We start from the raw sequence: 24,768 nt of genomic DNA on the forward strand, positions 1-24,768 counted from the left end.
TCAGGCCGGCTGCCAGCCCACCACCCGTGACGCCACCACCGGCCGCGCGAAGCCCTTCAGCACGACTTCGCCGGCCGCCTCGACGACGAAACCTGCGCCCAGCGCGGCGATCACCCGCGGCTCGGCCAGGATGTCGCCGCCGCGGGCCTCGGTGCACAGGCGCGCCGCCAGGTTGGTGACCTTGCCGATCGCGCCGTAGTCGATCCGGCCGTCGAAGCCGATGCCGCCGATGGTGGCGTAGCCCATCGCCACGCCGATGCCCAGCTGCAGCGCATGGCCGCGGCGCTGCCAGCCGGCGGCCAGCGCCGCCATCGCCGCCTGCATCTGCAGCGCCATGCGCAGCGCGTGGTCGGCGGCATCGGGCAGCGGCTGCGGGTCGTTGAAGAACACCATGATGCCGTCGCCGGTGAAGCGCTCGAGCGTGCCCTCGTGCGCCAGGATCAGCGCGCCCATCGCGGCGTGGTACTCGCGCAGCACCGCCATCACCTCCTCCGGGTCGGCGGTTTCGGTGAAGGCGGTGAAACCGCGCAGATCGAGAAACACCACCACGATCTCGCGCCGGTGGCTCTTGAGCGGATCGTCGGCGCCGCCGCGCAGGATGGCCTCGGCCAGCGCCGGCGAGAAGAATCGCTTGAGCTGCGACAGCCGCTCGACCTGGGCCACGCCGTCGGCCACCCGCCGTTCGAGCGTATGGTTCCAGTCGGCCAGCTCGGCGCGCTGGCGCTGCACCTGGTCATGCAGCAACTTGATGCGCAGCAGCGAGCGCACCCGCGCCATCAGCTCGGGCCGGTTGATCGGCTTGCTGATGAAGTCGTCGGCGCCAGCCTCCAGCCCCTTGACCCGTTCGGCGGTCGGGTCGAGCGCGGTCACCAGCACGATCGGCAGCAGCGCGTGGTCGGGCTCGGCGCGCAGCCGGCGGCAGACGTCGTAGCCGCTCAGGCCCGGCATCATGACGTCGAGCAGCACCAGGTCGGGTGCGTCGGTGGCGATGCGTTCGAGCGCCTGCTCGCCCGACATCGCCGTGCTGACCCGCCAGCCCTGGAACACCAGCAGGTCGGCGAGCAGGCGCACGTTCTGCTCGACGTCGTCGACCACCAGGATGTGCGCCGGGTCGTGCGCCGGGTTTGGGGCGTCGGCCGGCGTGTTCACGCGGGCCGCCCGCGCTGCAGGAACGAGTCGACCATCGCCACGAAGGGCCTGAGCGACAGCGGCTTGGTGACGTAGGCGTCGAAACCCGAGGCGACGATCTTCTGCTGCTCGTCGGGCATCACCGAGGCCGACACCGCCAGCACCGGCACCGCCGCCAGCGCCGGGTCGGCGCGGATGCGGGCCAGCGCGGTGATGCCGTCGATGTCGGGCAACTGGATGTCCATCAGGATCAGGTCGGGACGCTGCGCCAGCGCCAGCTGCACGCCCTCGGCGCCGGTGGCGGCTTCGAGCGTGCTGTGGCCGTGGTGCTGCAGGATGTCGCGCACCAGCTTCATGTTGCGCGCGTTGTCCTCGACGATCAGGATCGTGCTCATGTCGGCTCCAGGGTGCGATCGGGCAGGGTGAAGGCAAAGGTCGAGCCGCGGCCGGGCGCGCTGTCGACGCGCAGCGTGCCGCCGTGCAGTTCGACGAAGCGGCGCGCCAGCGCCAGGCCCAGGCCGGTGCCCTCGGACTTGCGCAAGGGGTCGGTGCCGGCCTGGCGGAACTCCTCGAACACCTGTGCCTGCTCCTCGGGCGCGATGCCCACGCCGGTGTCGATCACGGCGATCTCGGCCGTGCCGGCATCGATGCGCCTTGCACGCAGCGTGACGTGGCCGCCGGCCGGCGTGAACTTCACGGCATTCGACAGCAGATTGACCACCACCTGCTTGATCTTGCGCGGGTCGGCGACCCAGTCGCCCAGGCCGTCCTGCACATCGAGCGTGAGCCGCAGGCCGTGGTTGGCGGCGCGCTCGCGCACCAGCGTCAGCGAGTTGTCCAGCAGCTCGGGCAGGTGGAAGCGGCTCGGCTGCAGCTCCATGCGGCCGGCCTCGATCTTCGACAGGTCGAGCACGTCGTTGATCAGCGTGAGCAGGTGGTGGCCCGAGGCATGGATGTCGCGCAGGTATTCGAGCTGCTTGGCGTTGACCTCGCCGAACATCTGCTCGATCAGCACCTCGGAGAAACCGATGATCGCGTTCAGCGGCGTGCGCAGCTCGTGGCTCATGTTGGCGAGGAAGGCCGACTTGTTGCGGTTGGCCGCCTCGACCTCGCGCACCAGCCGGCCTAGTTCGGCGCTCATGCGATTCAGGTCGGCTGCGAGCGCGCCGAGTTCGTCGCGGTTGGGGATGTCGATGCGCCGCTCGAACTGGCCGGCGGCGATCTCGGCGAGTCGGGCATCCATCTCCCGCACCGGCTCGACCAGCGACCACGACAGCGCATAGCCGAGCAGCAACGCCAGCACCACGCTCCCCGCAGCGATCGACAGCACCAGCGCGCGCGAGCGGGCGTAACCGGCGGCGCCCGCATCCACCTGCGCCAGCATGTCGGCCTCGGCGCGGTTCACCAGCTCGTTGGTCATGCGCTCAAGCCGCTCGGCCAGCGGCACGGCCCGGCGGGCCTGGGCCTCGCGGGCCTCGGCCAGCCGGCCGCTCCGCACCAGGGCGATGACAGCGCCGACCTCGCCGATGAAGGCGTCGTAGTCGTGCCGCACCCGGGCGTACAGCTCGGCTTCGTCGGTGGAGACGAACTGCAGCCGGTCGAGGTCGTAGCCGAACTGGCTGAGCTGGCGCAGCGTGGTCTCCAGCGTGCGCTCGTCGGGCGCCAGCATCACGTTGGCGACGTTGTGCAACTGGCCCATCGTGTCCTGCTGGATCTGCCGGAATGCCGCCACCTTGCGCTGCAGCCGCACCAGATCCTCGGTGCGCGCATTGACCTCGCCGAGCTCGTAGAGGCCGACGCTGCCGATCGCGATCAGCAGCCCGACGATCGCCAGCAGCACGCCCGACAGCTTGCTGCGGATCGACAGCGGCAGCCGCGCGACCGCACGCGGCAGGCCCGGCAGCAGCGGCGATGTCATTCGGCCAGCAGCGCGTGCAGGTCGCGCAGCATCTCGTCGTCGCGAAACCGTGTGCCCAGGTACTGCACCCGCAGGCGGCCCCGGCGGTCGATCAGCGAGGTCAGCGTCAGGTGGTCGATCTCGCCGGTGCCGCGCCGTCGTGCGTAGCTGCCGTAGCCGCGCACGGCGGCCTGCACCGCGCCGGCCCGGCCGGTGAGAAAACTCCAGCCGCGCAGATCGGCGCCATGCGTGCGGGCGTAGGCGTGCAGCACCTCGGGGGTATCGACCTCGGGTTCGACGCTGATCGAGACGAAGCGCAGCCGTGGCCCGAAGGCGGCGCCCAGCGGCGCCTGCAGCGCGGCCAGCCGGGCGGTCAGGATCGGACAGGTGTCGGTGCAGGTGGTGAAGATGAAGGTCAGCACCACCACCTTGCCGCGCAGCTCGGCCAGGGCGAGGCGCTGGCCGGACTGGTCGATCAGCGAGAACGGTGTCGCCGGACCGAGCTGCGGCAGGCGTTCATCGGCATCGTCGTGCGCCGGCGCACCGGTGCTGCCATGCGCCAGGGTGCGCAGCGGCCCGAACAGGCCACACGCGGCCAGCCACGCGCCGAGCGCGAGGGGCCGATACAAGGCGCGCCGCCGCATTGCCGCCCCTAGGCTTTCAGCTCGCGCTTGAGCTCGTTGAGAAAGCGCCAGTCGGTGCCGCGTTCGATCAGCCGCTGTGGCGTCGATCTGATGACGCCGATGTCGCGCAGCCGCAGCGCATGAAAGCGCAGCGTGTCGGCCGGGTCGGCGGCGCGGTAGTCGTAGTTGATGCGCTGCAGCGCCGCCAGGCCGATGTCGTAACGCGGCTCGTAGCCGTGGTCGCGCATGTAGCCGGCCACCTGCACCGGCTGCGCGGTGCACAGCTCGGTGGCCTTCAGGATGGCGCGCAGCACGCGCTTGGTGGCGATCGGGTGGCGCGCCACGAAATCGCGATTGGCGCCGATCATGCAGCAGTAGTACTGCGACCAGGGCTTGTCGACGTTGGTGTCGAGCAGCACGTGGCCGATCTGGCGTTGTTTCAACTCCTGCGGCTCGGGCGGGAAGGCCAGGAAGGCATCGGCCATGCCGGCGATGAAGGCGCTCATCGCGCTGCCCGGCGGGCGGGCCAGCCAGTTCACCTCGGCCGGCTTGATGCCCACGTAGGCCAGCATGCTCGACAGCAGGATCTGGTCGCCGCCCTGCATCTTCTCGCACACCACGGTCTTGCCGCGCAGGTCGCGCAGGCTCTGCACCTTGTGATTGCCGAACAGCTCCCAGCATCCCAGGTGCAGCCCGGCCAGCAGCACCACCGGCCGGTCGGCATCGAGCACCGGCAGGTAGCCGGTCGTGTACCACATGCCGACATCGAGCCGGCCATCGGCCAGCGCGTCGGGTGCGGCGCGCGTGCCGACCGGCAGGTAGCGCACGTCGTCGAAACCCTCGTTGCGCAGCAGCTCGCCGGCCAGGTACTGCGGCGCCAGGCAGATCGACGGCGAGTGGTTGAAACGCACCGTGCCGGTCTCGGGCCGCTCCTGCGCGGCCGCCGGGTTGCAGGCACCGGCCAGGCTGCCGAACGCCGCCAGCGCGGCGGCCCCTTGCAGCAGCTCGCGGCGGCTCGCAGAGTGGCGGATCGCATCGTTCATGGCGGCCTCCCGGTCATCGTTGTGGGGGTTGGGAATTGGGTGATTCGGCGCTGGCGCGCGACCCGGCCAGTTCGGCGAGGAACGCCCGGATCGCGTTGGACATCACCACGGTCGCCTGGGGGTCGGCGTTGTACCAGACCGTGTGGCCGGCGATCGAGTCGAGCTTCAGCGCGCGTGCGCCGGGGATGAGGGCCACTTCGGCGGCGATCTTCTCGGGCGGAAAGATCTCGTCCTGCTGCACGTGGATGTACAGCGCGCGGGCCCGGATCGAGGCCAGCGCCGCCCGCACGTCGCCGCCGAAGCCCGGGGTGTCATGGATCCAGCCGTTGCCGTACGACTGGTTCAGGTACCAGAGGTCGCGGGTGTCCTGCACGTCGATGTAGAAGGCGCCGAAGCCGACGCGCCAGCGCTCGAACGCTTCGGGCGTGTCGAGATTGCGCTCCCACCAGTCGCGGCTGTAGAAGTACGGGATCTGCACCATCAGCGCGTTGGTGGCGCAGACCTGCGGATTCTTCTCGTAGTTGCCGCCCTCCCAGCCGGCACACGACTCGATCACCGACAGGCTCCAGGGCCGACGCAGCCGGCTGTTCACGCCGGCGAACGCGCCACCGACGATGGGCACGATGCCGGTCATGGCCTGCGGGTGCCTGACCGCGTACTGCACGGCAAAGCTGCCGCCCGACGAGGCGCCGGCCACGGCCAGCAGACGCGTGACGCCGAAGACCTGCGTCACCAGCCGATGCTGCGCCTCCACCAGGTCGCGGATGTTGTACTTCGGAAAGGCCATCCTGAGCCCGCTGCTGGTGGCGCTGCTCGAGTGCTCGGGGCCGGTCTGCGTGGCGCCCAGCGCGTCCGGGCAGATGAAGAAATACCTGTCGGTGTCGAAGGCGCGGCCCGGGCCGATCAGCAGGTCGTACACGTGGTGGTTGCCACCGTAGCCATGCATCAGCAGCACCGCGTTGTCGCGGGCCTCGTTGAGCTTGCCGTGCGTGACGTAGCTGATGCGCAGGTCGGGGATCGAGCCCCCACGCTCGAACTTGAACTCGCCCAGGCGCGCCATCTGATGCGGCGGCTGGTCGGGCCAGTGCGCGGTGCTGCAGGTGGCAAACAGGATCGGCAGCACTGCCGCGAAGAATCGTGCGAGCCCGGTGGACATGGTGTCGGCCTCCTTCGTGATCTCGACATTTGCGCACTCAACGCTCGGCCGCAACCCGCGATCCCGGCGCGTGCAATTCGGCCAGGAATGCCCTGATCGCCGTCGTCATCGCCGCGGTCGCCTGGGGGTCGGCGTTGTACCAGATGGTGTGACCGGCCAGCGAGTCGATCGACGCAGCGCGGGCGCCGGCAATCGCGGCCACCTCGTTGGCGATGTTCGGCTGCGGGAAGAAGGCGTCCTGCACAGGATGTACGAAAAGGGCCCGAGCCTTGATCGAGGCCTGGGCTGCCGCGACGTCGCCGTTGAAGCCAGGCGTGTCGCCCAACCAGCCGCGGTCGAAGGAATCGTTGAGGTAGTACAGGTCGCGAGCATCCTGCACGTCGAGGTAGTAGGCGCCAAAGGCAACACGCCAGCGCTGATAGGCCTCAGGCGTATCGACGTACTTGTCCCACCATTCAGGGGTGTAGAAGCGCGGGATCAGCACCGACAGGGCATTGGTCGCGCAGGCGGCCGGATTGCGCCGGTAGTTGCCGTGCTGCCAGCCGGCACAGGTATCCAGGATCGAGCGGGTCAACTGTCCCTCGAAGCGCCCGTAGGCGCCGAAGAACGTGCCGCCGCTGATCGGAATGATGCCGGCCATCGCCTGCGGGTGGCTCACCGCGTACTGCACCGCATAGGCCCCGCCCGACGAGATGCCCGTCACCGCCAGCAGGCGCGGGATGCCGAAGACCTTCGTCACCAGCCGGTGCTGGGCCTCGACCATGTCGCGCTGGTTGTACTTCGGGAACTTCATCTTCAGCCCGGTGCTGGTCGGGCTGCTCGAATGCGCGTAGCCGGTCTGCGTGGCGCCGAGTGCGTCGGGGCAGATGACGAAATACTTGTCGGTGTCGAAGGCCCGGCCCGGGCCGATGAAGGCATCCAGGTTGTGATGATTGCCGCCGAAGCCGTGCAGGAACAGCACCGCGTTGTCCTTGGCCGCATTGAGCTTGCCGTGCGTGACGTAGCTGATGCGCAGGTCGGGAATCGAGCCGCCACGTTCGAACTTGAACTCGCCCAGGCGCGCCATCTGGTGCGGCGGCTGGTCGGGCCAGTGCGCGGTGGCCGCGGCGCAGATGCCGATCAGCAGCGCAGCCACCAGCGCCTGCACGGCGCCGGCGAGTCTTTCAAGGCAGGAACGGTGCATGTTCGTCGCCCCCATTCGTGACGGCCGAGCCCCCGTTGCTGACGCAGCACAAGAGGTCGACGGCGTGTGCTGATTGCAGCACCAAGCAGCCCCGCTGGCACGCGGGTTGACCGCGATTTCAGAAGGCTTGGGAAGTTTTCAGAACCGGGGCGGGCCGACTTTCAGAACGCTTGGGACGCGTTAGGGACGGCGGGCGGGGTGGCGCAACACACTGATTCCACACGAGCAACGTGCGCAAACCCGTCAACACTTGGCGTACGGCCCGGTGCAATGACACATGGAGATCAACATGACCCAGTCCCTCTACGAACGCCTCGGCGGCGAGGACCGCATCCAGCGCCTTGTCACCGACATCGTCGACAACCACTTGCGCAATCCGCTGATCCGGACCCGCTTCGAGAAGTACAACGACGCCGAGCGGGCCGTGATCGAACGCCACGTCACCGAGTTCTTCTGCATGGGCAGCGGCGGGCCGCAGGCTTACACCGGCAAGGACATGCTGACCACGCACAAGGGCATGAACATCAGCGAGCAGGAGCTGATTGCGGCGATCGACGACATCGTCGCGGCGATGGCCAAGCACGGCTACGGCGACACCGAGCGGAACGAGGTCGTGGCGATCCTGTATTCGCTCAAGGGCGACGTCGTGCGCGTCTGAGCCGGGAGCGGGTGCGCCCGAGACCGATAACGGCGGGAGGCCTCCGCGGCCGCCCTCCCCATCGTCGCCTTCATCTGGACGGCGTTCGATCGCTGTGCGGATTTCAGATGAGCCGTGGGCCGGTGTTGCGGTTGCGGCAGATCCGCAAATTCCAACTTGAACACACCGAGGAGTTGAAGCATGTTGAACAAGAACTCACAGCAGATCATGCCGGTGCGCGTCAGGACGTCTTGGCGCAGGCCGATCCGCACCGTCGCGACCGCCTGCACATGGCTGGCCCTGGCGGTTGCCGCGCAGGCCGGAATGGATGGGGGTGGTGGCAGCTCACGCAAGACGGATACCGGTCACGACGGGTCGCAAGCGGCGCGCTCGAGCGAATCGGCCCGGTCGGAACACTCGAGGGGCAACTGGCAGGGGCGACCCATGGCGCAGTGGGTGCCGACGTTCTGGCGCTGGTTCTTTTCGGTGCCGGCCAGTGTGGGCGCCACGGACACCACGGGCGTGCAATGCGGCCTCCATCAGGAAGGGCCGGTGTGGTTTCTTTCTGCGCCGCTGGGTGGTCAGGGGCCGTTCGAGCGGACTTGCACGGTACCGCGCGGCAAGGCGATCTTCACGCCGGTCGCTACCTTCCTGAACGACTACCCCTGCCCCGACCCGACATTCAAGCCGGCTGCCGGGCAGTCGCTGGACGATTTTCTGGGCAGCGGTCTGGTCGACATCATCGACAGCTTCACCCTGCTCGAAGCCAGCCTGAACCACCGCCCGATCAAAGTGCTGCGTCTGACGACACGCACCTTCGGCTTCACTGGCGCGGTGGACTGGAAGGGCATCGATCAGTGCATCACGGGTTCACCGCAGAGCGGTTTGAGCGACGGCTACTTCGTCGCCATCGAACCGTTGCCGCCCGGCACCCACGAACTGCGGGTCAAATCCTTCAGCAGTTTCTTCGGCCTCACCGAGGGCACGTTCAAGCTGGAAGTGCGTTGACGCACTGATCCGCGGGCGCTGTCCCGAGGCATACGCGCGGCCCCCGGTGCGCTGCAGTTCAATCGCTCGGCGTCGCCGTAGCCGCCGAAAGTGCTGCGGGCAGGGGCCGCTCGGGCAGCCTGATCACGAACGAGGAACCTCGGCCGAGCACGCTGTCGACCCGGACCGTGCCGCCGTGCAGTTCGACGAAACGCCGCACCAGCGACAGCCCGAGGCCGGTGCCTTCGGACTTGCGCAGATAGCTGCCGCTGGCCTGACGAAACTCCTCGAACACCAGGGCCTGATCGCCCGGCGCGATGCCCACGCCGGTGTCGATCACCGCGATCTCGGCCACGTGCGCATCGCCTTCGTCCGCCCGCCGAGCCCGCAGCGTCACCCGCCCGCCTTCGGGCGTGAACTTGACGGCGTTGGACAGCAGGTTGAGCACCGCCTGCTTGAGCTTGCGCGCGTCGGCCGTCCAGCCGCCCAGCCCGGGCGCGATCTCGCAGTGCAGGCGCAGCCCTTGCCGCGTGGCGCGTTCGCGGATCAGGCCGATGGCGGATTCGAGCAGCTGCGCCAGGTCGCACGGCGCCAGCTCGAGCTCCATGCGGCCGGCCTCGATCTTGGTCAGGTCGAGGATGTCGTTGATCAGCTGCAGCAGGTGATGGCCCGAGGCGTGGATGTCGTGCAGGTACTCGAGCTGGCGCTGGTTGAGCTCGCCGAACATCTGCTCGGCCAGCACCTCCGAGAAACCGATGATCGCGTTCAGCGGCGTGTCACCACGATCGAGCCGATCGCCCGCTCGGCGTGGATCAGCGGCGCCACCATCACCGCAAAGTTGCCGGTCTGCTCGGCCAGCGTGCGCAGGTAGGCCGGCGCGGCGGGGTCGGCCAGCACGTCGGCCAGCTCGACCGGGCGGTGCGCGCGGATCGCCACCGCGCTGAGCGTGTCGCCGAGCGGCTTGGGGTAGCTGGCCAGCACGCGCGCCCGGTCGGGGCCGCGGAAAGCGCCCACCCGCAGCTGGCCCTCGTCGTCGACCAGGAAGATGCCGGGCTGGTCGCTGCCGAACAGGCGCTCGCAGTGATCGAGGATCTTCTCGAACACCGGTTGCGGATCGGCCACCGAGCGGCTGATGGCCTGCAGCACCTCGGTGGTGGCGGTGCGCTGCTCCAGGGCCTCGCGGGTCTCGGTGAACAGGCGCGCGTTCTGGATCGCGATCGCGGCCTGATCGGCAAAGGTCTGCAGCAGTTCCCGCTCCTTGGGCCTGAATGGCACGAGGGTGTAGCGGACCACGCCGATGCTGCCGATCGGGCGCCCTTCCCATCGCATCGGCGCGACCATCAGCGAGAAAGGGTAGCCCGCGCTGAGGGCGAATTCGCGGGTTTGTGGCGGCGTGTCGGGCCCGTTCAGCGTGTCGCTGAACTCGACCACCCGGCCTGCGTCGAGTGCCGCCTCGGTGGCCGATCCACGCAGCGGATGCGGGTAGCCGGCGCGCACCCGCCGGTCGCGCGCTGCGCGCACTTCTGCGGTGGCGTTGTCGGTGACACGCATGCGGAAATCGGCCAGCACGATCCGGTCGCCGTCCACCAGGTCCAGCAGCGACGCCACGGTGTCGGGAATCAACTGCTCGCAGCTTTCCAGGATCTTGGCGAACACCGGCCCCGCGTCCGCCACGGACCGCCCGATCACCTGCAGCACCTCGGCCGTGGCGGTCTGCCGCGCCAGCGCCTCGGCCAACTCGGCCGTGTGTTCCCTGACCTTGCGTTCGAGGCCTTCGTACGATCCCTTCAGCTCGCCGGCCATGCGGTTGAATTCGCCGGCGAGGTCTTCCAGCTCGTCATGGGTCGCCACGGTCAGCCGGTGGTCGAGGTCGCCTGCGGCCAAGCGCGCTGCGCCGTCCTGCAGCTGCCGGATGGGCCGCACCAGCGTGCGCGCCAGCCAGGCGCTGGCCATCATCGAAATCACCAGCCCTGCTGCCAGCAGCAGGCCCAGGCGCTGCAGGCTGGCATAGACCGGCGCCAGCGTCTGCGAGCGCGGCGACTCGACGAACACCCGCCAGCCCAGCGGCTCCAGCCGCGCATAGGCCGACAGCACCGGCTGGCCGGCCAGGTCCTGCGCGTCTTCGACCGCCACGCCGCCCGCGGCGTCGGCCACGTGTGCAGGGCCGGGCGGGCGGTCGATCGCGTCCGCCGCCAAGCTGGCCGCCACCTGCGGCAGCGCGCGCAGGTTGGTCTGCTTGAGCACCAGGCTGATGTCCGGGTGGGCGATCAGCGCGCCACTCTGGTCGACCGCATAGGCCAGTCCGCCGCCGTCGGGGTGGCCGGGGCGGATGCGCGCCACCACGTCCCAGACGAACTTCAGGTTGACCTCCACCACCGTCACGCCGCCACTGCGGCCCGGCCCGGCGCGGCGGGCGATCGTCATGTAGGGCTCGGTCTGCTTGCGAAACGACACCGGCCCGCGCCACACGCGCCCGGCCGCCGGCTCGGTGAACAGCGGCTCGGCCGAGCGGTCGAGCCCCTGGTCCTGCGTGTCCAGCGCCAGGCGCGACACCCGCAGCTGCTCGCGGCCCTGCGCGTCGAGCCACGCCACTTCGGTGATCGCCGGCACCTGGCGCAGCAGCTTGAGGGAGTCGATGCGGCGCGCCTCCAGCGGATCGGCGCCGGCGTTCATGCCCGACAGCGCGGTCCAGCCGATCTGCTGCTCGATGCCGGCGATGTATTGCTCGATGCGCGCCGCCGCGCCCTGCGCCTGCTCGAACTGCAGCGCCACCAGGTGGTCGCGGCTCTCGCGGTACGAGAACGTCAGGCTCAGCACCGCACTCGCCAGCAGCAGGGTGCCGACCAGCGCGTTGATGAGCAGCGCGTACTGGCGGAACAGGCGCCCGCGCGACGGCTTGTGCGGTGGCACTTCAGGCACGGCGCGCCTCGCTGACCGGGGGGCCTGGATGCGCCGTCATTCGATCACCGCATCGGCGCGCAGCAGCAACCCCTGCGGCACCGTGAGCCCGAGCGCGCGGGCGGTCTTCAGGTTGATCACCCGCACGAAGCGCGTGGGCTGCTCCACCGGCAGGTCACCCGGCGCCGCGCCCTGGTCGCTGGTGTCGTCGAGCACAGCCAGCCGCGTCAGGCCGGTCTCGACCGCGCCGTGTGCGGCCCAGGCGACGATCGGGATGCTGCGCGTGGCGTTCTTGGCGGCAAACGCGGCCGGGCTCGTCACGGCATAGATCACATCGACCTTCAGCTTGGCCAGCGCCAGGCGCGCCGAACTCACGTTCAACAAGGGCGGATTGAGCGCCAGGTAGCCGATGCGCACCACGCGCTCGGGCGGATCGGCGGCCGCTGCCGCGAACGGCAGCAGCAGCGATGCCAGCAGGACCAGGGCGGCGCCCAGGCGGTGTGCGGTGGCAAACGGCTTCATGGCGTTCCCTGCGTGGTGAGCCTGCATTGCAGCACCAAGCGCCGCCGCTGCCACGCGGGCAAACCGCGATTTCAGAAGCCTTGGGAAGTTTTCAGATCGCGCCGGCGCGCCGCGCAGGACGTTTAGGCGGCGGGCGCCCACAGTGCAGGCATCGACCTCGCACTTCGGTGCCCTTGCAGTCAGGAGCCCGCCATGAAGACCGCCCGCCGTTTGATCTCCGCCGCCGCTTGCATCGCCACCGCCGTGCTGTTGGCCGCGTCACCCGCGCTCTCGCAGGCCGAGGTGGTGGCCAAGGTGGTGGCCGACTACACCGTGTTCGTCGACCCGCCTACCGGCTTCGTCTTCGTCAAGCTGCCGGCGGGCTGGAAGTTCGTCGGCAAGGTCGAGGCGGCCGAACTGGCCCGGCTGCCCGGCAGCGTGGTGACGGCGCTGCTGACCGGTGAGCACGATGACGATCTGCCCGTGCGCACCGCCGGCGAGCCGCCGCGTCCGGCGCCGGGGCGCTGAACATCGGCCGCGGGTTCGCACGCCCTGTCGAGCCGGATCGTGGGGGCCGCATGATGAACCGCTCGCCATCGCACATCGCCCGCCGGGCTGCGTTGGCGGTCCTGCTGGGCTGGGCCGGCGCGGCCCATGCGGCGCCAGTCGGCGATGACGCCGACTGGCCGGGCGACGTTCGGCGTGGCTGGGCGGCGCTGCGGGCCTTCGATTGCGCCCGCTGCCACGGCCGCGATCACCGCGGCTGGTCGGCGCCGGACCTGGTGGCCGCGGTGCGGGACGGCAGCCGCGAGCGCTTCATGCACAGCGTGCGCGAAGGCGAGATCACGCGCGGCATGCCGGGCTACCGGTCGCAGGACGCCGTGGTGGCCGAACTCGACGCGATGTACGCCTACCTGCGCGCCCGCGCCGAGGGCGTCATCGCCGCGGGCCGGCCGCCATCGGCGCGGACGCCGGAGACCGGTGCGCCACGCTGACCGGTTCGGCGAACGGCATGCGTGTGCGCGGTCACCGGGGTCCCTTCGGGCCGCGCACGCCGGCGATCGCCCTCGAGCCAGCCCGCTGGCCCGGCGGCTCAGCTGCCCGGCACGTCGATCACCCGCATCGGCTCGAACGCCGCCTGCTCGCCCTTGCCCGCATAACCCAGCGGGTTGGCGATCACCCGACATTGGCCCGTGCGGCCATCGGTTCGTGCCCCCTCGGCGACGTAATCGACCCGGCAATGCAGATGACCGTGCAGCCAGAGGTCGGCCAGCGGCAGCAGATCGTCGAGCGCGTTGCAGAAACCCGCCGTGCCCGGCACCAGGCCGTAGCGCGGATCGGCGCTGCGCAGGCTGGGGGCGAAATGCGTCACCACCACGGTCGGGCCGTCATGCGGCTCGGCCAGCGCGGCGCGCAGCCAGGCCTGGTCCTGCAGGCCGAGTTCGCGCAGTTCAGCAGCCAGCATCAGTGAGCCGTCGGCCGCCAGCGTGGTGTTCTTGCGCAGATAGAAATTGGCCGCGCGCAGGGCCTTGTCACGCTCCTGCATCTGCCAGGTCAGCAGGCTGTCTGCGCCTTCGTTGCGCGCGGCGGTGGCCTGCCGCGCAGCGCGCCTGACCGTCTTGCGATGCGGCGTGCCGGTCAGCAGGCCGCCGCCCTGGCCGGCCGCCTTGAGCTGCAGCGCGGTGTCGGACGCCAGCGCGTCGAAGTCGGTCCACAGCGTGCAGCCGATGAAACGCACGCCGTCGATCACGTGGCTGGCGCGGTCGAGCCAGATGATGCCGAGCGCGTCGCACAGCGCACGCAGGCGCTCGCGCGTTTGCGCGTAGGGCAGCGTGTCGTATTCGTGGTTGCCGGGCACGTAGATGACGGTCGACCACGGCGCCCCCGGCCGCTTGGGCGAAAACGCGCCGAGGCCGAAATCGCCGTCCTGCAGCAGCCACGAACCCGGCACGTGCGAGCCGACATCGCCGGCCAGCACGAGCAGGTCGGCGCCCGGCGCGGCCTGGGCGGCGAAGCCCGGGTTGTTGTCGAGGTGCAGGTCTGACAGCAGCTGCAGGCGCAGCCGCGGCGGTGTTGTGGCCATCAGCACGCCGCCGCGCATTGCGCCGCCAGCTCGTACGAACGCAGCCGCGCCGCGTGATCGTGGATGGCACCGGCCACGATCAGCTCGTCGGCGCCGGTGCGCGCCAGCAGCGCGCGCAGGCCTTGCGTGACGCTCGATGGCGAGCCGACCACCGACACCGCCAGCATGCGCTCCACCTGGCGCCGCTCGGCCTCGTTCCACAGGCCGTCCATGCTCGCCACCGGCGGCGGCAAGGGGCCGCGGCGGCCGCGCACCATGCCGAGGAAACGCTGCTGGATCGAGGTGTAGAGGCGGGCGGCTTCTTCGTCGGTATCGGCGGCGACCACGTTCATGCCGACCATCGCATGCGGCTTGGGCCACTCGGCGCTGGGCCGGTAGCTGCTGCGGTAGACCTCGAGCGCCTGCATCAGCATGTCGGGCGCGAAGTGCGAGGCAAACGCGAACGGCAGGCCCAGCCAGGCGGCCAGCTGCGCGCTGTAGAGGCTCGAGCCGAGCAGCCAGATCGGCACCTGCGTGCCGGTGCCGGGGATGGCGCGCACCGCGTGGCCCGGCTCGCCGGGCTCGGGCTTGGCGAGGTAGCGCTGCAGCTCCATCACGTCCTGCGGGAAACCTTCTTCGTCGCCCGCCTGCAGGTGGCGGCGCAGCGCGCGGGCGGTGGCCTGGTCGGTGCCGGGCGCGCGGCCCAGGCCGAGGTCGATGCGGCCCGGATACAGCGTGGCCAGCGTGCCGAACTGCTCGGCCACCACCAGCGGCGCGTGGTTGGGCAGCATGATGCCGCCCGAGCCGACGCGGATGGTGTGCGTGCCGCCGGCGATGTGGCCCACCAGCACGGCGGTGGCCGAGCAGGCCAGGCCGTCCATGTTGTGGTGTTCGGCCAGCCAGTAGCGCCGGTAGCCCCAGCGTTCGGCGTGCTGCGCCAGGTCGAGCGCGCATGTCAGCGCAGTGGCCGCATCGCTGCCTTCGGCGATGGGGGCGAGGTCGAGGACGGACAGCGAGGTCATCGGCCGATGATGCCTGCGCGTCGCCGCCTCGTCAGGCCGGCGCCGCAAGGCCTCACGGCGTCATTTCCAGAGCTCGACCGGCTGGCCGCGTGCGCGCAGCCGGTCGGCCTTGTCGCGCAGGTAGCGCTGGAACTCCGGCTCGCGCCGGTAGCCGCCGTCGGCCACGTATTCGAAGGCGCTGGCGAGGTGGAAGGGGCGGGTGTAGCCGTCGAGCCGGAAGACCTCGGCGCCGCCCGCATCGAAGAACACCAGCGTGGGCGTGAAGCTCACGCCCAGCTCGCGCGCCCAGGCGTCGGCACGTTGGCGGCGATCGGCGGGCGTGACGATCTCGGCGCCGTCGGACAGGGCCAGCCGTGCGACGTCGAAGCGCGCCAGCTGCGTGCGCACCTCGGGCCGCTTGAAGCCCTGGTCGTGCATCTCGTCGCAGGCCCGGCAGTGGCGGGTCTCGAACAGCACCGCCAGCGGCCGGGCGCCGGTGCGGCGGCGCAGGTCGAGCGGCGCCGGCATGAAGAAGGCCTCGTCGGTGAGCTGCGGCCGGGCCGGCGCGGCCGGCGAGCGGGCCAGGAACTGCGCCAGGGTTTCGCGCTGGTCGTGCCCGCCGATCAGGTAGTCGAGCACCGCGCTGAAACGCTGCGGCGGCTGGTAGCCGTTGAGGCGCAGGCGCACCTGGCCGCGGGCATCGAGGAACAGCAGCGTCGGCGTGAACTGCACCTTGAGCTCGCGCGCCAGCGCCTTCTCGCTGAGCGTGCGGCCGTCGGTCCAGCTCAGCTCGCGGTCGCCCCACAGGTTGAGCGCGATCGCCACGAAATGCACGCGGGTCTTGTCGGCGATGGGCTTTTGGCTGAAGTTGGTCTGCATCAGCTCGCGGCAGTAGGGGCAGCCGTCCTGGCCGACGTAGACCATCAGCTGCTTGCCGGCCTGGCCGGCGCTGGCGAGTTCTTCCTTGAAGTCGAGGAAACCTTCGGTGAACCAGGGCGGGATGTCGATCGCCAGCGGCACGGCGTGTGCGGCGTCGGCCGGTTTGGCGTCGGCGGCCCGGGCGGGTGCGCCGAGCAGCGTGGCAGCGAGGCAGAGCAGGCCGCACAGCAGCCGGATCGGCAGGTGTTTCATCGTCGGCTCCCAGTCGATGGCGGGATGGGCGAACCTGATCGTAGGCCGGTGGCCCGGGCCTGCGCTCAGTAGTGCGGTGGCAGCTCGTCGCGCAGGCTGCGCACGGTGGCGCCTTCGCCCGATTGCTGCTGCAGTTGAAGCAGCTCGCGCGTCAGCAGGTCGATCTGGCGCTGCTGGCGCACGACGATCTGGTTGAGGTGCTCCACCAGGTCTTCGGTGAAGCTGGCCTTGACCTCCAGGTCGGTCAGGCGGGTCTCGATGTCTTGCGGATTCGTGATGGCGTTCATGGCCGTATTGGACGCGAATCGGCGCCCGTGCGGGTCCGCGTCACGGCTCACGGCCGCACGGCGGGCGCTTCGACCGGCAGGCCGCGGCTGCGCCAGGCGAGGTACAGCTCCAGCTCGACCAGCGCCGGCGCGCCCCAGTCCGGCACCTGCGCGCGCACGCCGGTCAGGCAGTTGCGCAGCCGGCGCTGCAGCGAGCCGATGCCCTGCCATTCGAGCCGGTAGGTCGGGTAGCCGTTGACGTGGCCCTGCGGGATCCGGCTGCCGCCCAGGCGCAGGCCGGCGCGCTGGTCGTGGCACTGCGCGCACGACAGGTCGATCTGGCCGATGCGCTGCCGGTACAGCGCCTCGCCGCGGTCGCGAAACGGCGCCAGCCGCGGGTCGTCGGCACTGGCCAGCGGCAGGCCGCGCGAGGCGTGGGCGAGCGCACTTTCGAGCGCCAGCAAGGGCTGGCTTTCGGCCGCCAGCGTGGGCGCCTGCTGATGCCGCTGGCGGCACAGGTTGATGCGCTGCGCCAGGTCGACCGGGCGGCCCAGCAGCGTGTCGAAAGCGGGGTAACGCGCCGCCACGCCGCGCATCGACGTGGCCCGCTCGCCGTGGCAGCTGGCGCAGGACTTGGCCGCCTCGCCCACCGGCTGCGACCACAGCGCCTCACCGTCCTGCACCCACAGCAGGCCGGGGTTGAGCGTGTCGTCACGCTGCATCGCCTGGGTCTGCGCGCCCATGTCGTCGAAGCCGGAGCGGCGCGGGTCGGTCACCGATTGCGCCATCGCAGTGGCCGCTGCGAGCCAGGCGAACGAGAGCGCGAACGCAGCGGTAACGCGCATCGGCTTCATGTGACGGTGATGCGCACGTTCTCGGTCTGCGCGAAGCCCTCGTCACCCTCCCAGCGCAGGCTCAGCGTGCCGCTGTCGGTCGCCACGGTGGTGAAGGCGATGTAGGGGTTGGCGGCGATGGCCGCGTGCAGCTCGGCGCTGAAGACGCGCTCGCCGTTGTAGTCGCAGCTGAAGCGGCGGATCAGGTTGCGCGGCAGCAGCGTGCCGTCGGGGCCGGGGCGGTAGCCGGTTTCCATCGGGTGCGCGATCAGGGTGCGGATCTCGATGACCTCGCCGCGCCGGGCTGTCGGGGGTGCGGTGATGAGCGTGCGTGCCATTGCTGGAGATCTCGTCGAGCCCGGGCCTATTCGATGCACGCGGCCAGCGTGACGATCACGTCGACCCGCTGCAGCCAGCAGCTGCCGTCGTTCATGCGCGCCACCGCCACCAGCTGCTGCGAGGTGGCGAGCCGGATGCGGGTGGACACCGTGGCGCGGCCGGCACGCGGGCCGAGCTCGAAGCGCGCGACGTCGCGCTGCGGGTTGCGCTCGTTGAACAGCGCGATGCCGGTGACGTGGTCGGCCGCCGTCATCGGGCTGTCGACGCTGACCGTCACCGGCACCACGTTGCCGTTGTCGACCAGCGTCGCCACGTCGAGCCGCACCCGGCCCTCGCGCACCACCGCGCCGGCCGCGTAGGTGGTGATGGCGGCGGCAAGGTCGAGCGCCTGCGCGCGCGCCGGGCGCACGAACACGCTGGCCACGGCACCGGCGCCCAGCGTCAGGCCGAGCGCCAGCAGGTCGCGGCGCGGCAGCGGGTCGAGCGGGGGCGGGCGCTTCATCGGCGGGTCACTCCTTGAGCGTGACGAGGTAGGCCACCACGTCCTCGATCTGCTGCGCGCTCAGCAACGGCCGGCCCTGCCACGCCGCAGCCACGTCCACCAGGCCGTCGACGCGGTGATACGCCGGCATGATCGATTGCGGATCGAGCCGCCGGCCGTCGACCAGCCGCAGGCGCAGTTGTGCCGCCGACCAGCGTGCGCCCGCGCCGCCCAGGTCGGGCGCCAGGTTGCCCTGGAAACGCACCTCGGGGAACGGCCCGCGGTGGCACAGCAGGCACAGGCCGGTCTGCCGGCTGGCGACGATGGCGCGCCCGCGTGCGGCGTCGGCCGGGGCCGTGGTGAGCGGCGCGGGGATCGCGTCGCCGACCACCTCGAACGCGACCACGCCGTTCGCCGCGGCCGAGCCCAGCCACCCGGCCAGCAGACCGAGCGTGATGGCGCTCTGGCGCATCGGCCACGGCACGCCGGCTCTCAGGCCTTCTTCAGGCTCTGGTTCTTCAGCGGCAGCTCGCGGATGCGCCGGCCAGTGGCGGCGAAGATCGCGTTGAGCACCGCCGGCGCGGCCACCGCGATGGTCGGCTCGCCGACACCGCCCCAGAAGCCGCCCGAGGGCATCACGATCGTCTCGACCTGGGGCATCTCGTCCATGTGCAGCACCGGGTAGCTGTTGAAGTTGCTCTGCTCGATGCGGCCGTTTTTCAGCGTGCATTCGCCGTACAGCGCGGCCGACAGGCCGTAGACGAACGAGCCCTCGACCTGGGCCTCGATCTGCTGCGGGTTGACCGCGTGGCCGCAGTCGGTGGCGGCGACGATGCGGTGGATCTTCAGCTTGCCCGCATCGCTCACCGACACCTCGGCGCAGGCCGCCACGTAGCTGCCGAAACCCATCGTCTGCGCCAGACCGCGGAACACGCCCGCGGGCGCCGGCTTGCCCCAGCCGGCGCGCTCGGCCGCGGCGTTGAGCACCGCCAGGTGCTTCGGGTGATTCGCCATCAGCTTGCGCCGCAAGGCCAGCGGATCCTGCCCGGTGGCGTGCGCGATCTCGTCGATGAAACATTCGAGGTAGATCGCGTTCTGGTTCAGGTTGACGCCGCGCCAGAAGCCCGGCGGCACCGACGGATTGCGCATCGCGTGGTCGATCAGCAGGTGCGGCACGCTGTAGCCGATCGAGGCCTCCGGGCCGGGTGCGTTCAGCCCCTGGAACACGACCGGATCCTTGCCGTCCTTGATGTTCTGCGGGAACACGCCGGCCAGGATGGACTGCCCGGCGATGCGCATGTGCAGCGCCGTCAGGTTGCCCTGCGCGTCGAGCCCGGCGCTGAGCTTGCACATCGTGGCCGGGTGGTAGCGGCCGTGCTGCATGTCCTCCTCGCGCGACCAGATCAGCTTGACCGGCGTGCCCGGCAGCTCGCGCGCGATCGCCACCGCCTGGCGCACCCAGTCGTGCACGGCGCCGCGCCGGCCGAAGCCGCCGCCCAGGTGCAGCTTGTAGACCTCGCACTGCGCCGGTGGCAGGCCGGCGGCTTCGGCGGCGGCGGCGAGCGCGGCCTCGCCGTTCTGCGTCGGCGTCCAGACCTCGCAGCGCGCAGGCGCACCGGCGGCCGACAGCGTGATCTTGGCCGTCGCGTTCATCGTCTCCATCGTCGCGTGGTTCTGGTGCGGGTAGGCGTAGATGGCGTCGATGCGGCGCGCCGCCGTGGCCAGCGCGGCCCGGGCGTCGCCGTTCGAGTTGCCGACCACCGCGTCGGGCGCATCGAGCGCGGCGCGCATCACGGCGCTGAAGGCCGCGCTGCTGGCCTGCGCGTGCGGGCCTTCGTCCCACTCGATGGGCATCGCTTCGAGCGCGCTCCTGGCGCGCCACCAGGTGTCGGCCACCACGGCGACCGCGCTGTCGCCCACGCGGACCACCTTCTTGACGCCCGGCCGCCGCATCGCCGCGGCCGCGTCGAAGGACTTGACCTTGCCACCGAACACCGGGCAGTCGCGGATCGCCGCGTTCAACAGGCCGGGCAGTTGCAGGTCGCTGCCGTAGACCTGCTTGCCGGTCAGCTTGTCGAGCGTGTCCAGCCGCGCCAGGCGCTTGCCGGCGAGCTGCCACTGTTTCGGGTCTTTCAGCGCCACGTCGGCCGGCGGCGTGAGCCTGGCCGCGGCGCCGGCGACCTGGCCATAGGTCAGCGTGCGCCCGCTCGGCGTGTGCGTGATGACGCTGGCGGCGGCGCGGCATTCGGTGGCCGGCACCTGCCACTGGTTGGCCGCCGCCTGCACGAGCAGCGTGCGCGCCAGCGCGCCGCCCTTGCGCACGTACTCGTGCGACTCGCGGATGCCGCGGCTGCCGCCGGTCGAGAAGTTGCCCCAGGCGCGGTTGCGCGCCAGGTTCTGGCCGGGCGTCGGGTACTCGGTGCGAACCTTGGCCCAGTTGCAGTCGAGCTCCTCGGCCACCAGCTGCGCCAGGCCGGTGAGCGTGCCCTGGCCCATCTCGGAGCGGGCGATGCGCACGATCACGGTGTCGTCGCTCTGCACCACCACCCAGGCGTTGATCTCGGGTGCGGCCGCGCCGGTCTGGGCGTTCGCATCACCGGCCAGCGGGATGTGGAAGGCCACCACCAGCGCGCCGGCCGACGCGCTGCCGATGAACTGGCGGCGCGTCAGGCCCGCCGGTGTCACAGGCTCGGCGTGTGAGCCACTGGGCGTCTGCAGCATCGCATCGGGCTGGTCGAAGGCGAAGATCGCGGGCGTGTTCATGCGCGGCTCCCGTCGATGTGCACGATGCCGAGCGCGGCGCCCTTGGGGTCGCCGCCCTGCGCCGCCACCTTGATCGCCGCACGGATGCGGTTGTAGGTGCCGCAGCGGCAGATGTTGGTGATCGCGGCGTCGATGTCGGCGTCGCTCGGTTTCGGTTTCTCGGCCAGCAGCGCGCTGGCCGCCATGATCATTCCGCACTGGCAGTAGCCGCATTGCGGCACGTCGAGCGCGGCCCAGGCCTTCTGCACCGGGTGCGAACCGTCGGGCGACAGGCCTTCGATCGTGACCACCTTCTGCGCCGCGCCGACGCTCGACAGCGGCCGCGCGCAGCTGCGGGTGGGCACGCCGTCGATGTGCACGGTGCAGGCGCCGCACTGGGCGATGCCGCAGCCGTACTTGGTGCCGGTCAGGCCGAGCTGCTCGCGCAGCACCCACAGCAGGGGCGTGTCGGGCTCGGCATCGAAGTCACGGCGCACGCCGTTGACGTGGAGGGTGGCCATCGTCGGTCTCCTGCGCTGGGGCTGGCGGGCCCGCGGGGTGGGCTTGTCGGTGCCGGGATGGGCGCCGCAGCCTCGGGTCGTGTCGCGATCGGGCTCCCCCGATCTGAAACATTCTGGAGCCAGATGCCGCCCGCGCTGCTGCAGGGGTCTTGCCGCGAGTCCGTCGCGCCGATCGGGTCCGGCGCGGCCGGCGGAGTATCTCTAGATATTCCGGTCCATGGATTCCGGAATGTGCCGGTGGCGCACGGCACGGTATGCAAACGGCGTCGTTCATCTTGCATTCAGATAATGACGGCGCACCTTTTCCTATGCAAAGACGATTCATCGGGCAGGTTATCGGCGCGCCATTTTCGGGTCGATCTCGTCGGTTGTTTCAATTCGTCCACGCAGTTCCGATGATCCGCTCAATGACGCCGTCGGCACTTACGATTTCTTAATGGGATGCACTCCCATCCAATGGCTCGGCGCTGGATTTGGCGACGAAATACCGAGAAAAATGTCACAGAACGACGCTGGCCCCTTGGTTTCTTGAGCAAAGGCATGAATCGTCTGGGTTATTTGCCCCTTGACTGCGGCATTTGACCCAAAAACTTACTTTGTATCGGGGTTTTGCTGCGCCGCTACATTCAGTTGTCCTTAAGAAATCATCCTGATTCGGAAAAATCCTTCCGCAGTCGGCGGCACGGCCCGTCAAGGCGCTCCTTTGCCGCTTTTTTATTTGCACGGATCGACCGTCGAATATCTGACCGGATCGTCTTGATTGCAGTCCATCCATCGCGAAGTCGAGGTTTAGATCATGTCCACATACTCTGAAAATCCACCCCGCGAGTCTGTGCCATCGGCTGATTCGGCCGCTCGGCCTGAAACGGCGGCAGGGCGCCGCGATCTGCTCAAGATGGGCCTGATGGCCGGCCCGGCGGCGCTGGTTGCGGCCACGCCGCGGGTGCGGGCCAAGGACATCGTGAGCCCGAGCACCACGCCGTTCCTGGAGCCGCTGCCGATCATGCCGGTGCTGCCGGAGCGCGCGCTCACCGATCCGGCTTTCAAGCTCAAGCCGCGGGCCCAGCCGAACCGGGACATCAATCCGGCCACCGGCCTGCCGTACGAGGGCCGAGGCGAGGCGCACCAGTTCCGCGGCAGGAATCCGCCGCAGTTCTTCTACGCCCAGCGTTTCGGTGCGGTGCCGCCGGTGTCGATCCATCCGCAACTGCAGAAACAGCGCAACTTCTGGGGCTCGAATCTGGGCGGCGCCGACCTGTCGGTCGACCCGCCGATGACGCCGATGCCCACCATCGTCAGCCGCTACCAGGCCGGCGCCAACACCGCCATCCTGGTGCGGCGCTTCAACGACCTGCCGGCGGGCATCCCGAGCGGGGGGTTCGGCAAGAACCAGATGTCGACCCACTTCCACAACTTCCACTCGGCGCCCGACAGCGACGGCGGGCCGTGCGATCCGCGCCTGGGCGGCCTGGCCGAGGATCCGTACACGCAGGGCCGCTTCTTCTTTCCCGGCCAGTACTACGACTACTACTACAACATGAAGCGGGCCGGCTTCCTCAATGCCGACACGCCCGACGGCGACGTGCGCGAGACGCTCGGCACCTGCTGGTATCACGACCACCGCGAGGCGCACACCGCCGAGAACGTCTACAAGGGCATCGCCGGCTTCCACCTGATCTTCAACGAACACGACACCGGCGACGAGCGCACCGGGTTCCGCCTGCCGAGCTTTCCGGCCTTCGACATCCCGGTGCTGGTGACCGACCTGCTGATCGATCCGAACACCGAGCAGGCGGTCTTCGACGTGCTCGACGACGACGGCCACATCGGCGACAAGTACGTGGTCAACGGCAAGATCCAGCCGTACTGCGAGGTGTTCCAGCGCCGCTACCGCTTCCGCGTGCTCAACATCGGCCCCTCGCGCTTTCACCAGCTGTTCCTCACCAACCCGGACAACCCGCGCCAGTCGATCCCGTTCTGGCAGATCTCCAGCGACGGCAACCTGCTGCCCAAGCCGCTGCAGGTGACCAGCGTGAGGCTCTCGTGCGCCGAACGCGCCGACCTGATCTTCGATTTCCGCAAGCTCACCGCACCCGGTGGCCCGGCCGCCGGCGCCACCCGCCTGTGGCTGGAGAACCGGCTGCTGCAGGACAACGGCCGCGGTCCCGAAGACGAGCTGTTGAGCGCCGGCCGCGCCGCCAATGCGCTGATCGAGTTCCGCATCGGCGCGGTGGTGGCTGACGACAGCGTCGACCCGGCCACGATCACGAGCTTCGCGCCGATCACGCTGCCGCCGCTGCAGACGCCGCGCATCACGCGCACCTTCGAGTGGGGCCGCGGCAATGGTGGCTGGGTGGTGAACGACCGGCCGATGAGCTGCGACGAGATCCGCTTCACGATGAAACGCGGCGCGATGGAGCGCTGGATCTACCGCACCGGCGGCGGCTGGTCGCACCCGATCCACCACCACTTCGTCGAGGGCCGAATCATCAAGCGCAACGGCCGGGCGATCCCGCCCACGTCACCCGAGTTCGGGCGCAAGGACGTGGTCTGGCTGGGCGAGGGCGACGAGGTCGAGTACTGGGTCAAGGCCACCGACTACCTCGGCGTGTACCCGATCCACTGCCACAACGTCGTGCACGAGGACAAGGGAATGATGATGCTGTTCGCGGTCGACACCGTCGGCGACGACAACACCAAGCCCTGAACGCCCCGCCTGATCTGCACTGGAGAACCCCCATGCTCGAAGGAAACCTGCGGCGGGCGCTGATCGGCGCCTCGCTGTTCGCCGGTGCCGGCCTGGTGTCGGCCATCGCCACGCCCGCGCGCGCCGAAGACCCGCGCGAACGCCTGCGCCGCAAGCGCCTGCACAACCTGCCCCTGCTCACCCAGGACGGCCGGACGGTGCGCTTCTACGACGACGTGGTGAAGGACCGCAAGGTCGTCATCAGCGTGATGTACACCGGCTGCAGCAACATCTGCACGCCCGCCACCCGCAACCTGATGGAGGCGCGCGAACGCCTCGGCGACTTCGGCCGCGACATCCATTTCGTCTCGATCTCGCTGACCCCGCTGACCGACACGCCCGCCGAACTGCGCGCCTACAAGAAGGCCCACGGCATCGGCGCCGACTGGACCTTCCTGACCGGCAAGCCGGCGCACGTCGAACAGGTCACGCGCGGCCTCGGCCTGCTCAGCGAAGACCCGGCCGACGACCTGCTGAGCCACTCGGGCAGCGCCGTCATCGCCGACGAGAAGCTCCTGAAATGGGGCCACGGCTCGACCCTGACGGGCGGCCGCGCGCTGGCGCGCATGATCCGCTTCGAGCTGGTCTGACGG

The 24,768-nt window shown here is 70.1% G+C and carries 26 protein-coding genes; 6 read left to right on the top strand and 20 right to left on the bottom strand.

Annotation, left to right across the window (positions count from 1 at the left end):
- Genes LCHO_RS00230 through LCHO_RS00260 form a run of 7 tightly spaced genes read right to left on the bottom strand, consistent with a single transcriptional unit; the run spans position 1 to position 7,030 of the window.
- Positions 1–1,149, bottom strand: coding sequence for an adenylate/guanylate cyclase domain-containing response regulator (locus LCHO_RS00230; protein WP_012345082.1), 1,149 nt, complete (start codon positions 1,147–1,149; stop codon positions 1–3).
- Entirely contained in the window at positions 1,146–1,523 is a 378-nt protein-coding gene (locus LCHO_RS00235; RefSeq protein WP_012345083.1) for a response regulator, read from the bottom strand. Before LCHO_RS00235 ends, LCHO_RS00230 begins: the two co-directional genes overlap by 4 nt.
- Positions 1,520–3,046: a sensor histidine kinase gene (locus tag LCHO_RS21855; protein WP_012345084.1), complete on the bottom strand. Its 1,527-nt coding sequence runs from the start codon at positions 3,044–3,046 to the stop codon at positions 1,520–1,522. Before LCHO_RS21855 ends, LCHO_RS00235 begins: the two co-directional genes overlap by 4 nt.
- Positions 3,043–3,654: an SCO family protein gene (locus LCHO_RS00245; RefSeq protein ID WP_190274828.1), complete on the bottom strand. Its 612-nt coding sequence runs from the start codon at positions 3,652–3,654 to the stop codon at positions 3,043–3,045. Before LCHO_RS00245 ends, LCHO_RS21855 begins: the two co-directional genes overlap by 4 nt.
- Before the next feature lie 23 nt (positions 3,655–3,677).
- On the bottom strand, positions 3,678–4,691 hold the full coding sequence (locus LCHO_RS00250) for an ABC transporter substrate-binding protein (protein WP_012345086.1): 1,014 nt from the start codon (positions 4,689–4,691) through the stop codon (positions 3,678–3,680).
- Positions 4,692–4,704: 13 nt separating this feature from the next.
- The gene (locus tag LCHO_RS00255; protein WP_012345087.1) at positions 4,705–5,847 is read right to left on the bottom strand and encodes an alpha/beta fold hydrolase; all 1,143 of its coding nucleotides are present in this window, start codon (positions 5,845–5,847) and stop codon (positions 4,705–4,707) included.
- A gap of 37 nt (positions 5,848–5,884) precedes the next feature.
- Positions 5,885–7,030 carry an alpha/beta fold hydrolase gene (locus LCHO_RS00260; RefSeq protein ID WP_150105391.1) on the bottom strand — a complete coding sequence of 382 codons (1,146 nt, stop codon included), beginning with the start codon at positions 7,028–7,030 and terminating at the stop codon, positions 5,885–5,887.
- Positions 7,031–7,319: 289 nt separating this feature from the next.
- Between LCHO_RS00260 and LCHO_RS00265 the strand changes: the two genes are divergently transcribed.
- Complete coding sequence (locus LCHO_RS00265; protein WP_012345089.1) at positions 7,320–7,688, top strand: group I truncated hemoglobin; 369 nt, start codon at positions 7,320–7,322, stop codon at positions 7,686–7,688.
- A 180-nt stretch (positions 7,689–7,868) separates the two neighbouring features.
- Positions 7,869–8,675 carry a hypothetical protein gene (locus LCHO_RS00270; protein WP_012345090.1) on the top strand — a complete coding sequence of 269 codons (807 nt, stop codon included), beginning with the start codon at positions 7,869–7,871 and terminating at the stop codon, positions 8,673–8,675.
- 58 nt (positions 8,676–8,733) lie between these two features.
- Here the strand turns inward: LCHO_RS00270 and LCHO_RS23565 are convergent, their stop codons facing one another.
- From LCHO_RS23565 to LCHO_RS23570, 3 genes are read right to left on the bottom strand one after another with little or no spacing between them, the layout of a single operon-like run.
- Positions 8,734–9,396 carry a sensor histidine kinase gene (locus LCHO_RS23565; RefSeq protein WP_050757267.1) on the bottom strand — a complete coding sequence of 221 codons (663 nt, stop codon included), beginning with the start codon at positions 9,394–9,396 and terminating at the stop codon, positions 8,734–8,736.
- Positions 9,397–9,419: 23 nt separating this feature from the next.
- The gene (locus tag LCHO_RS00280; RefSeq protein ID WP_012345092.1) at positions 9,420–11,573 is read right to left on the bottom strand and encodes a GAF domain-containing protein; all 2,154 of its coding nucleotides are present in this window, start codon (positions 11,571–11,573) and stop codon (positions 9,420–9,422) included.
- Positions 11,574–11,609: 36 nt separating this feature from the next.
- Positions 11,610–12,074 carry a type 1 periplasmic-binding domain-containing protein gene (locus LCHO_RS23570; RefSeq protein WP_012345093.1) on the bottom strand — a complete coding sequence of 155 codons (465 nt, stop codon included), beginning with the start codon at positions 12,072–12,074 and terminating at the stop codon, positions 11,610–11,612.
- A 192-nt stretch (positions 12,075–12,266) separates the two neighbouring features.
- On the opposite strand from LCHO_RS23570, the gene LCHO_RS00290 reads away from it, so the two are divergent.
- Both LCHO_RS00290 and LCHO_RS00295 read left to right on the top strand, forming a co-directional pair.
- Positions 12,267–12,581 carry a hypothetical protein gene (locus tag LCHO_RS00290; protein WP_012345094.1) on the top strand — a complete coding sequence of 105 codons (315 nt, stop codon included), beginning with the start codon at positions 12,267–12,269 and terminating at the stop codon, positions 12,579–12,581.
- A gap of 53 nt (positions 12,582–12,634) precedes the next feature.
- On the top strand, positions 12,635–13,048 hold the full coding sequence (locus LCHO_RS00295; RefSeq protein WP_012345095.1) for a c-type cytochrome: 414 nt from the start codon (positions 12,635–12,637) through the stop codon (positions 13,046–13,048).
- A 98-nt stretch (positions 13,049–13,146) separates the two neighbouring features.
- Here LCHO_RS00295 and LCHO_RS23810 read toward each other — a convergent pair whose 3' ends face one another.
- The 10 genes from LCHO_RS23810 to LCHO_RS00345 all read right to left on the bottom strand — a co-directional run bounded on the left by LCHO_RS23810 (position 13,147) and on the right by LCHO_RS00345 (position 21,429).
- Positions 13,147–14,136, bottom strand: a complete 990-nt coding sequence (locus LCHO_RS23810) for a metallophosphoesterase family protein (protein WP_012345096.1) — start codon at positions 14,134–14,136, stop codon at positions 13,147–13,149.
- Entirely contained in the window at positions 14,136–15,137 is a 1,002-nt protein-coding gene (locus LCHO_RS00305; protein WP_012345097.1) for an LLM class flavin-dependent oxidoreductase, read from the bottom strand. The genes LCHO_RS23810 and LCHO_RS00305 overlap by 1 nt, the downstream gene beginning before the upstream one ends.
- A 60-nt stretch (positions 15,138–15,197) precedes the next feature.
- Positions 15,198–16,247, bottom strand: a complete 1,050-nt coding sequence (locus tag LCHO_RS00310) for a thioredoxin family protein (protein WP_012345098.1) — start codon at positions 16,245–16,247, stop codon at positions 15,198–15,200.
- Between the two features lie 65 nt (positions 16,248–16,312).
- Entirely contained in the window at positions 16,313–16,534 is a 222-nt protein-coding gene (locus LCHO_RS00315; RefSeq protein ID WP_012345099.1) for a SlyX family protein, read from the bottom strand.
- 47 nt (positions 16,535–16,581) lie between these two features.
- Positions 16,582–17,358, bottom strand: coding sequence for a sulfur oxidation c-type cytochrome SoxA (gene soxA / locus LCHO_RS00320; RefSeq protein WP_043704616.1), 777 nt, complete (start codon positions 17,356–17,358; stop codon positions 16,582–16,584).
- A gap of 5 nt (positions 17,359–17,363) precedes the next feature.
- Positions 17,364–17,684, bottom strand: a complete 321-nt coding sequence (gene soxZ / locus LCHO_RS00325; RefSeq protein ID WP_012345101.1) for a thiosulfate oxidation carrier complex protein SoxZ — start codon at positions 17,682–17,684, stop codon at positions 17,364–17,366.
- Positions 17,685–17,710: 26 nt separating this feature from the next.
- On the bottom strand, positions 17,711–18,187 hold the full coding sequence (locus LCHO_RS00330; RefSeq protein WP_012345102.1) for a SoxY-related AACIE arm protein: 477 nt from the start codon (positions 18,185–18,187) through the stop codon (positions 17,711–17,713).
- A gap of 7 nt (positions 18,188–18,194) precedes the next feature.
- Positions 18,195–18,650 (bottom strand): sulfur oxidation c-type cytochrome SoxX, encoded by a 456-nt coding sequence (soxX, locus tag LCHO_RS00335; RefSeq protein ID WP_223210483.1) that lies wholly within the window; start codon positions 18,648–18,650, stop codon positions 18,195–18,197.
- Positions 18,651–18,658: 8 nt separating this feature from the next.
- Complete coding sequence (locus tag LCHO_RS00340) at positions 18,659–20,929, bottom strand: xanthine dehydrogenase family protein molybdopterin-binding subunit (protein WP_012345104.1); 2,271 nt, start codon at positions 20,927–20,929, stop codon at positions 18,659–18,661.
- Positions 20,926–21,429, bottom strand: a complete 504-nt coding sequence (locus tag LCHO_RS00345; protein ID WP_012345105.1) for a (2Fe-2S)-binding protein — start codon at positions 21,427–21,429, stop codon at positions 20,926–20,928. The genes LCHO_RS00340 and LCHO_RS00345 overlap by 4 nt, the downstream gene beginning before the upstream one ends.
- 895 nt (positions 21,430–22,324) lie before the next feature.
- Here LCHO_RS00345 and LCHO_RS00350 point away from each other — a divergent pair.
- Entirely contained in the window at positions 22,325–24,136 is a 1,812-nt protein-coding gene (locus LCHO_RS00350) for a multicopper oxidase family protein (RefSeq protein WP_012345106.1), read from the top strand.
- A gap of 32 nt (positions 24,137–24,168) precedes the next feature.
- Positions 24,169–24,765: an SCO family protein gene (locus LCHO_RS00355; protein WP_012345107.1), complete on the top strand. Its 597-nt coding sequence runs from the start codon at positions 24,169–24,171 to the stop codon at positions 24,763–24,765.
- Positions 24,766–24,768 lie beyond the last annotated feature (3 nt).

The organism is Leptothrix cholodnii SP-6 (assembly GCF_000019785.1).
Classification (GTDB): domain Bacteria; phylum Pseudomonadota; class Gammaproteobacteria; order Burkholderiales; family Burkholderiaceae_C; genus Sphaerotilus; species Sphaerotilus cholodnii.

Coding starts and splice junctions, on each gene's coding strand:
- LCHO_RS21855 (WP_012345084.1), bottom strand. CDS start 3,046: ATGACATCGCCGCTGCTGCCGGGCCTGCCGCGTGCGGTCGCGCGGCTG.
- LCHO_RS00270 (WP_012345090.1), top strand. CDS start 7,869: ATGTTGAACAAGAACTCACAGCAGATCATGCCGGTGCGCGTCAGGACG.
- LCHO_RS00265 (WP_012345089.1), top strand. CDS start 7,320: ATGACCCAGTCCCTCTACGAACGCCTCGGCGGCGAGGACCGCATCCAG.
- LCHO_RS00290 (WP_012345094.1), top strand. CDS start 12,267: ATGAAGACCGCCCGCCGTTTGATCTCCGCCGCCGCTTGCATCGCCACC.
- soxA (WP_043704616.1), bottom strand. CDS start 17,358: ATGCGCGTTACCGCTGCGTTCGCGCTCTCGTTCGCCTGGCTCGCAGCG.
- LCHO_RS00340 (WP_012345104.1), bottom strand. CDS start 20,929: ATGAACACGCCCGCGATCTTCGCCTTCGACCAGCCCGATGCGATGCTG.
- LCHO_RS00310 (WP_012345098.1), bottom strand. CDS start 16,247: ATGAAACACCTGCCGATCCGGCTGCTGTGCGGCCTGCTCTGCCTCGCT.
- LCHO_RS00330 (WP_012345102.1), bottom strand. CDS start 18,187: ATGAAGCGCCCGCCCCCGCTCGACCCGCTGCCGCGCCGCGACCTGCTG.
- LCHO_RS00295 (WP_012345095.1), top strand. CDS start 12,635: ATGAACCGCTCGCCATCGCACATCGCCCGCCGGGCTGCGTTGGCGGTC.
- LCHO_RS23810 (WP_012345096.1), bottom strand. CDS start 14,136: ATGGCCACAACACCGCCGCGGCTGCGCCTGCAGCTGCTGTCAGACCTG.
- LCHO_RS00350 (WP_012345106.1), top strand. CDS start 22,325: ATGGGCCTGATGGCCGGCCCGGCGGCGCTGGTTGCGGCCACGCCGCGG.
- LCHO_RS00255 (WP_012345087.1), bottom strand. CDS start 5,847: ATGTCCACCGGGCTCGCACGATTCTTCGCGGCAGTGCTGCCGATCCTG.
- LCHO_RS23570 (WP_012345093.1), bottom strand. CDS start 12,074: ATGAAGCCGTTTGCCACCGCACACCGCCTGGGCGCCGCCCTGGTCCTG.
- LCHO_RS00355 (WP_012345107.1), top strand. CDS start 24,169: ATGCTCGAAGGAAACCTGCGGCGGGCGCTGATCGGCGCCTCGCTGTTC.
- soxZ (WP_012345101.1), bottom strand. CDS start 17,684: ATGGCACGCACGCTCATCACCGCACCCCCGACAGCCCGGCGCGGCGAG.
- LCHO_RS00315 (WP_012345099.1), bottom strand. CDS start 16,534: ATGAACGCCATCACGAATCCGCAAGACATCGAGACCCGCCTGACCGAC.
- LCHO_RS00235 (WP_012345083.1), bottom strand. CDS start 1,523: ATGAGCACGATCCTGATCGTCGAGGACAACGCGCGCAACATGAAGCTG.
- LCHO_RS00260 (WP_150105391.1), bottom strand. CDS start 7,030: ATGCACCGTTCCTGCCTTGAAAGACTCGCCGGCGCCGTGCAGGCGCTG.
- LCHO_RS00305 (WP_012345097.1), bottom strand. CDS start 15,137: ATGACCTCGCTGTCCGTCCTCGACCTCGCCCCCATCGCCGAAGGCAGC.
- LCHO_RS00345 (WP_012345105.1), bottom strand. CDS start 21,429: ATGGCCACCCTCCACGTCAACGGCGTGCGCCGTGACTTCGATGCCGAG.
- LCHO_RS00250 (WP_012345086.1), bottom strand. CDS start 4,691: ATGAACGATGCGATCCGCCACTCTGCGAGCCGCCGCGAGCTGCTGCAA.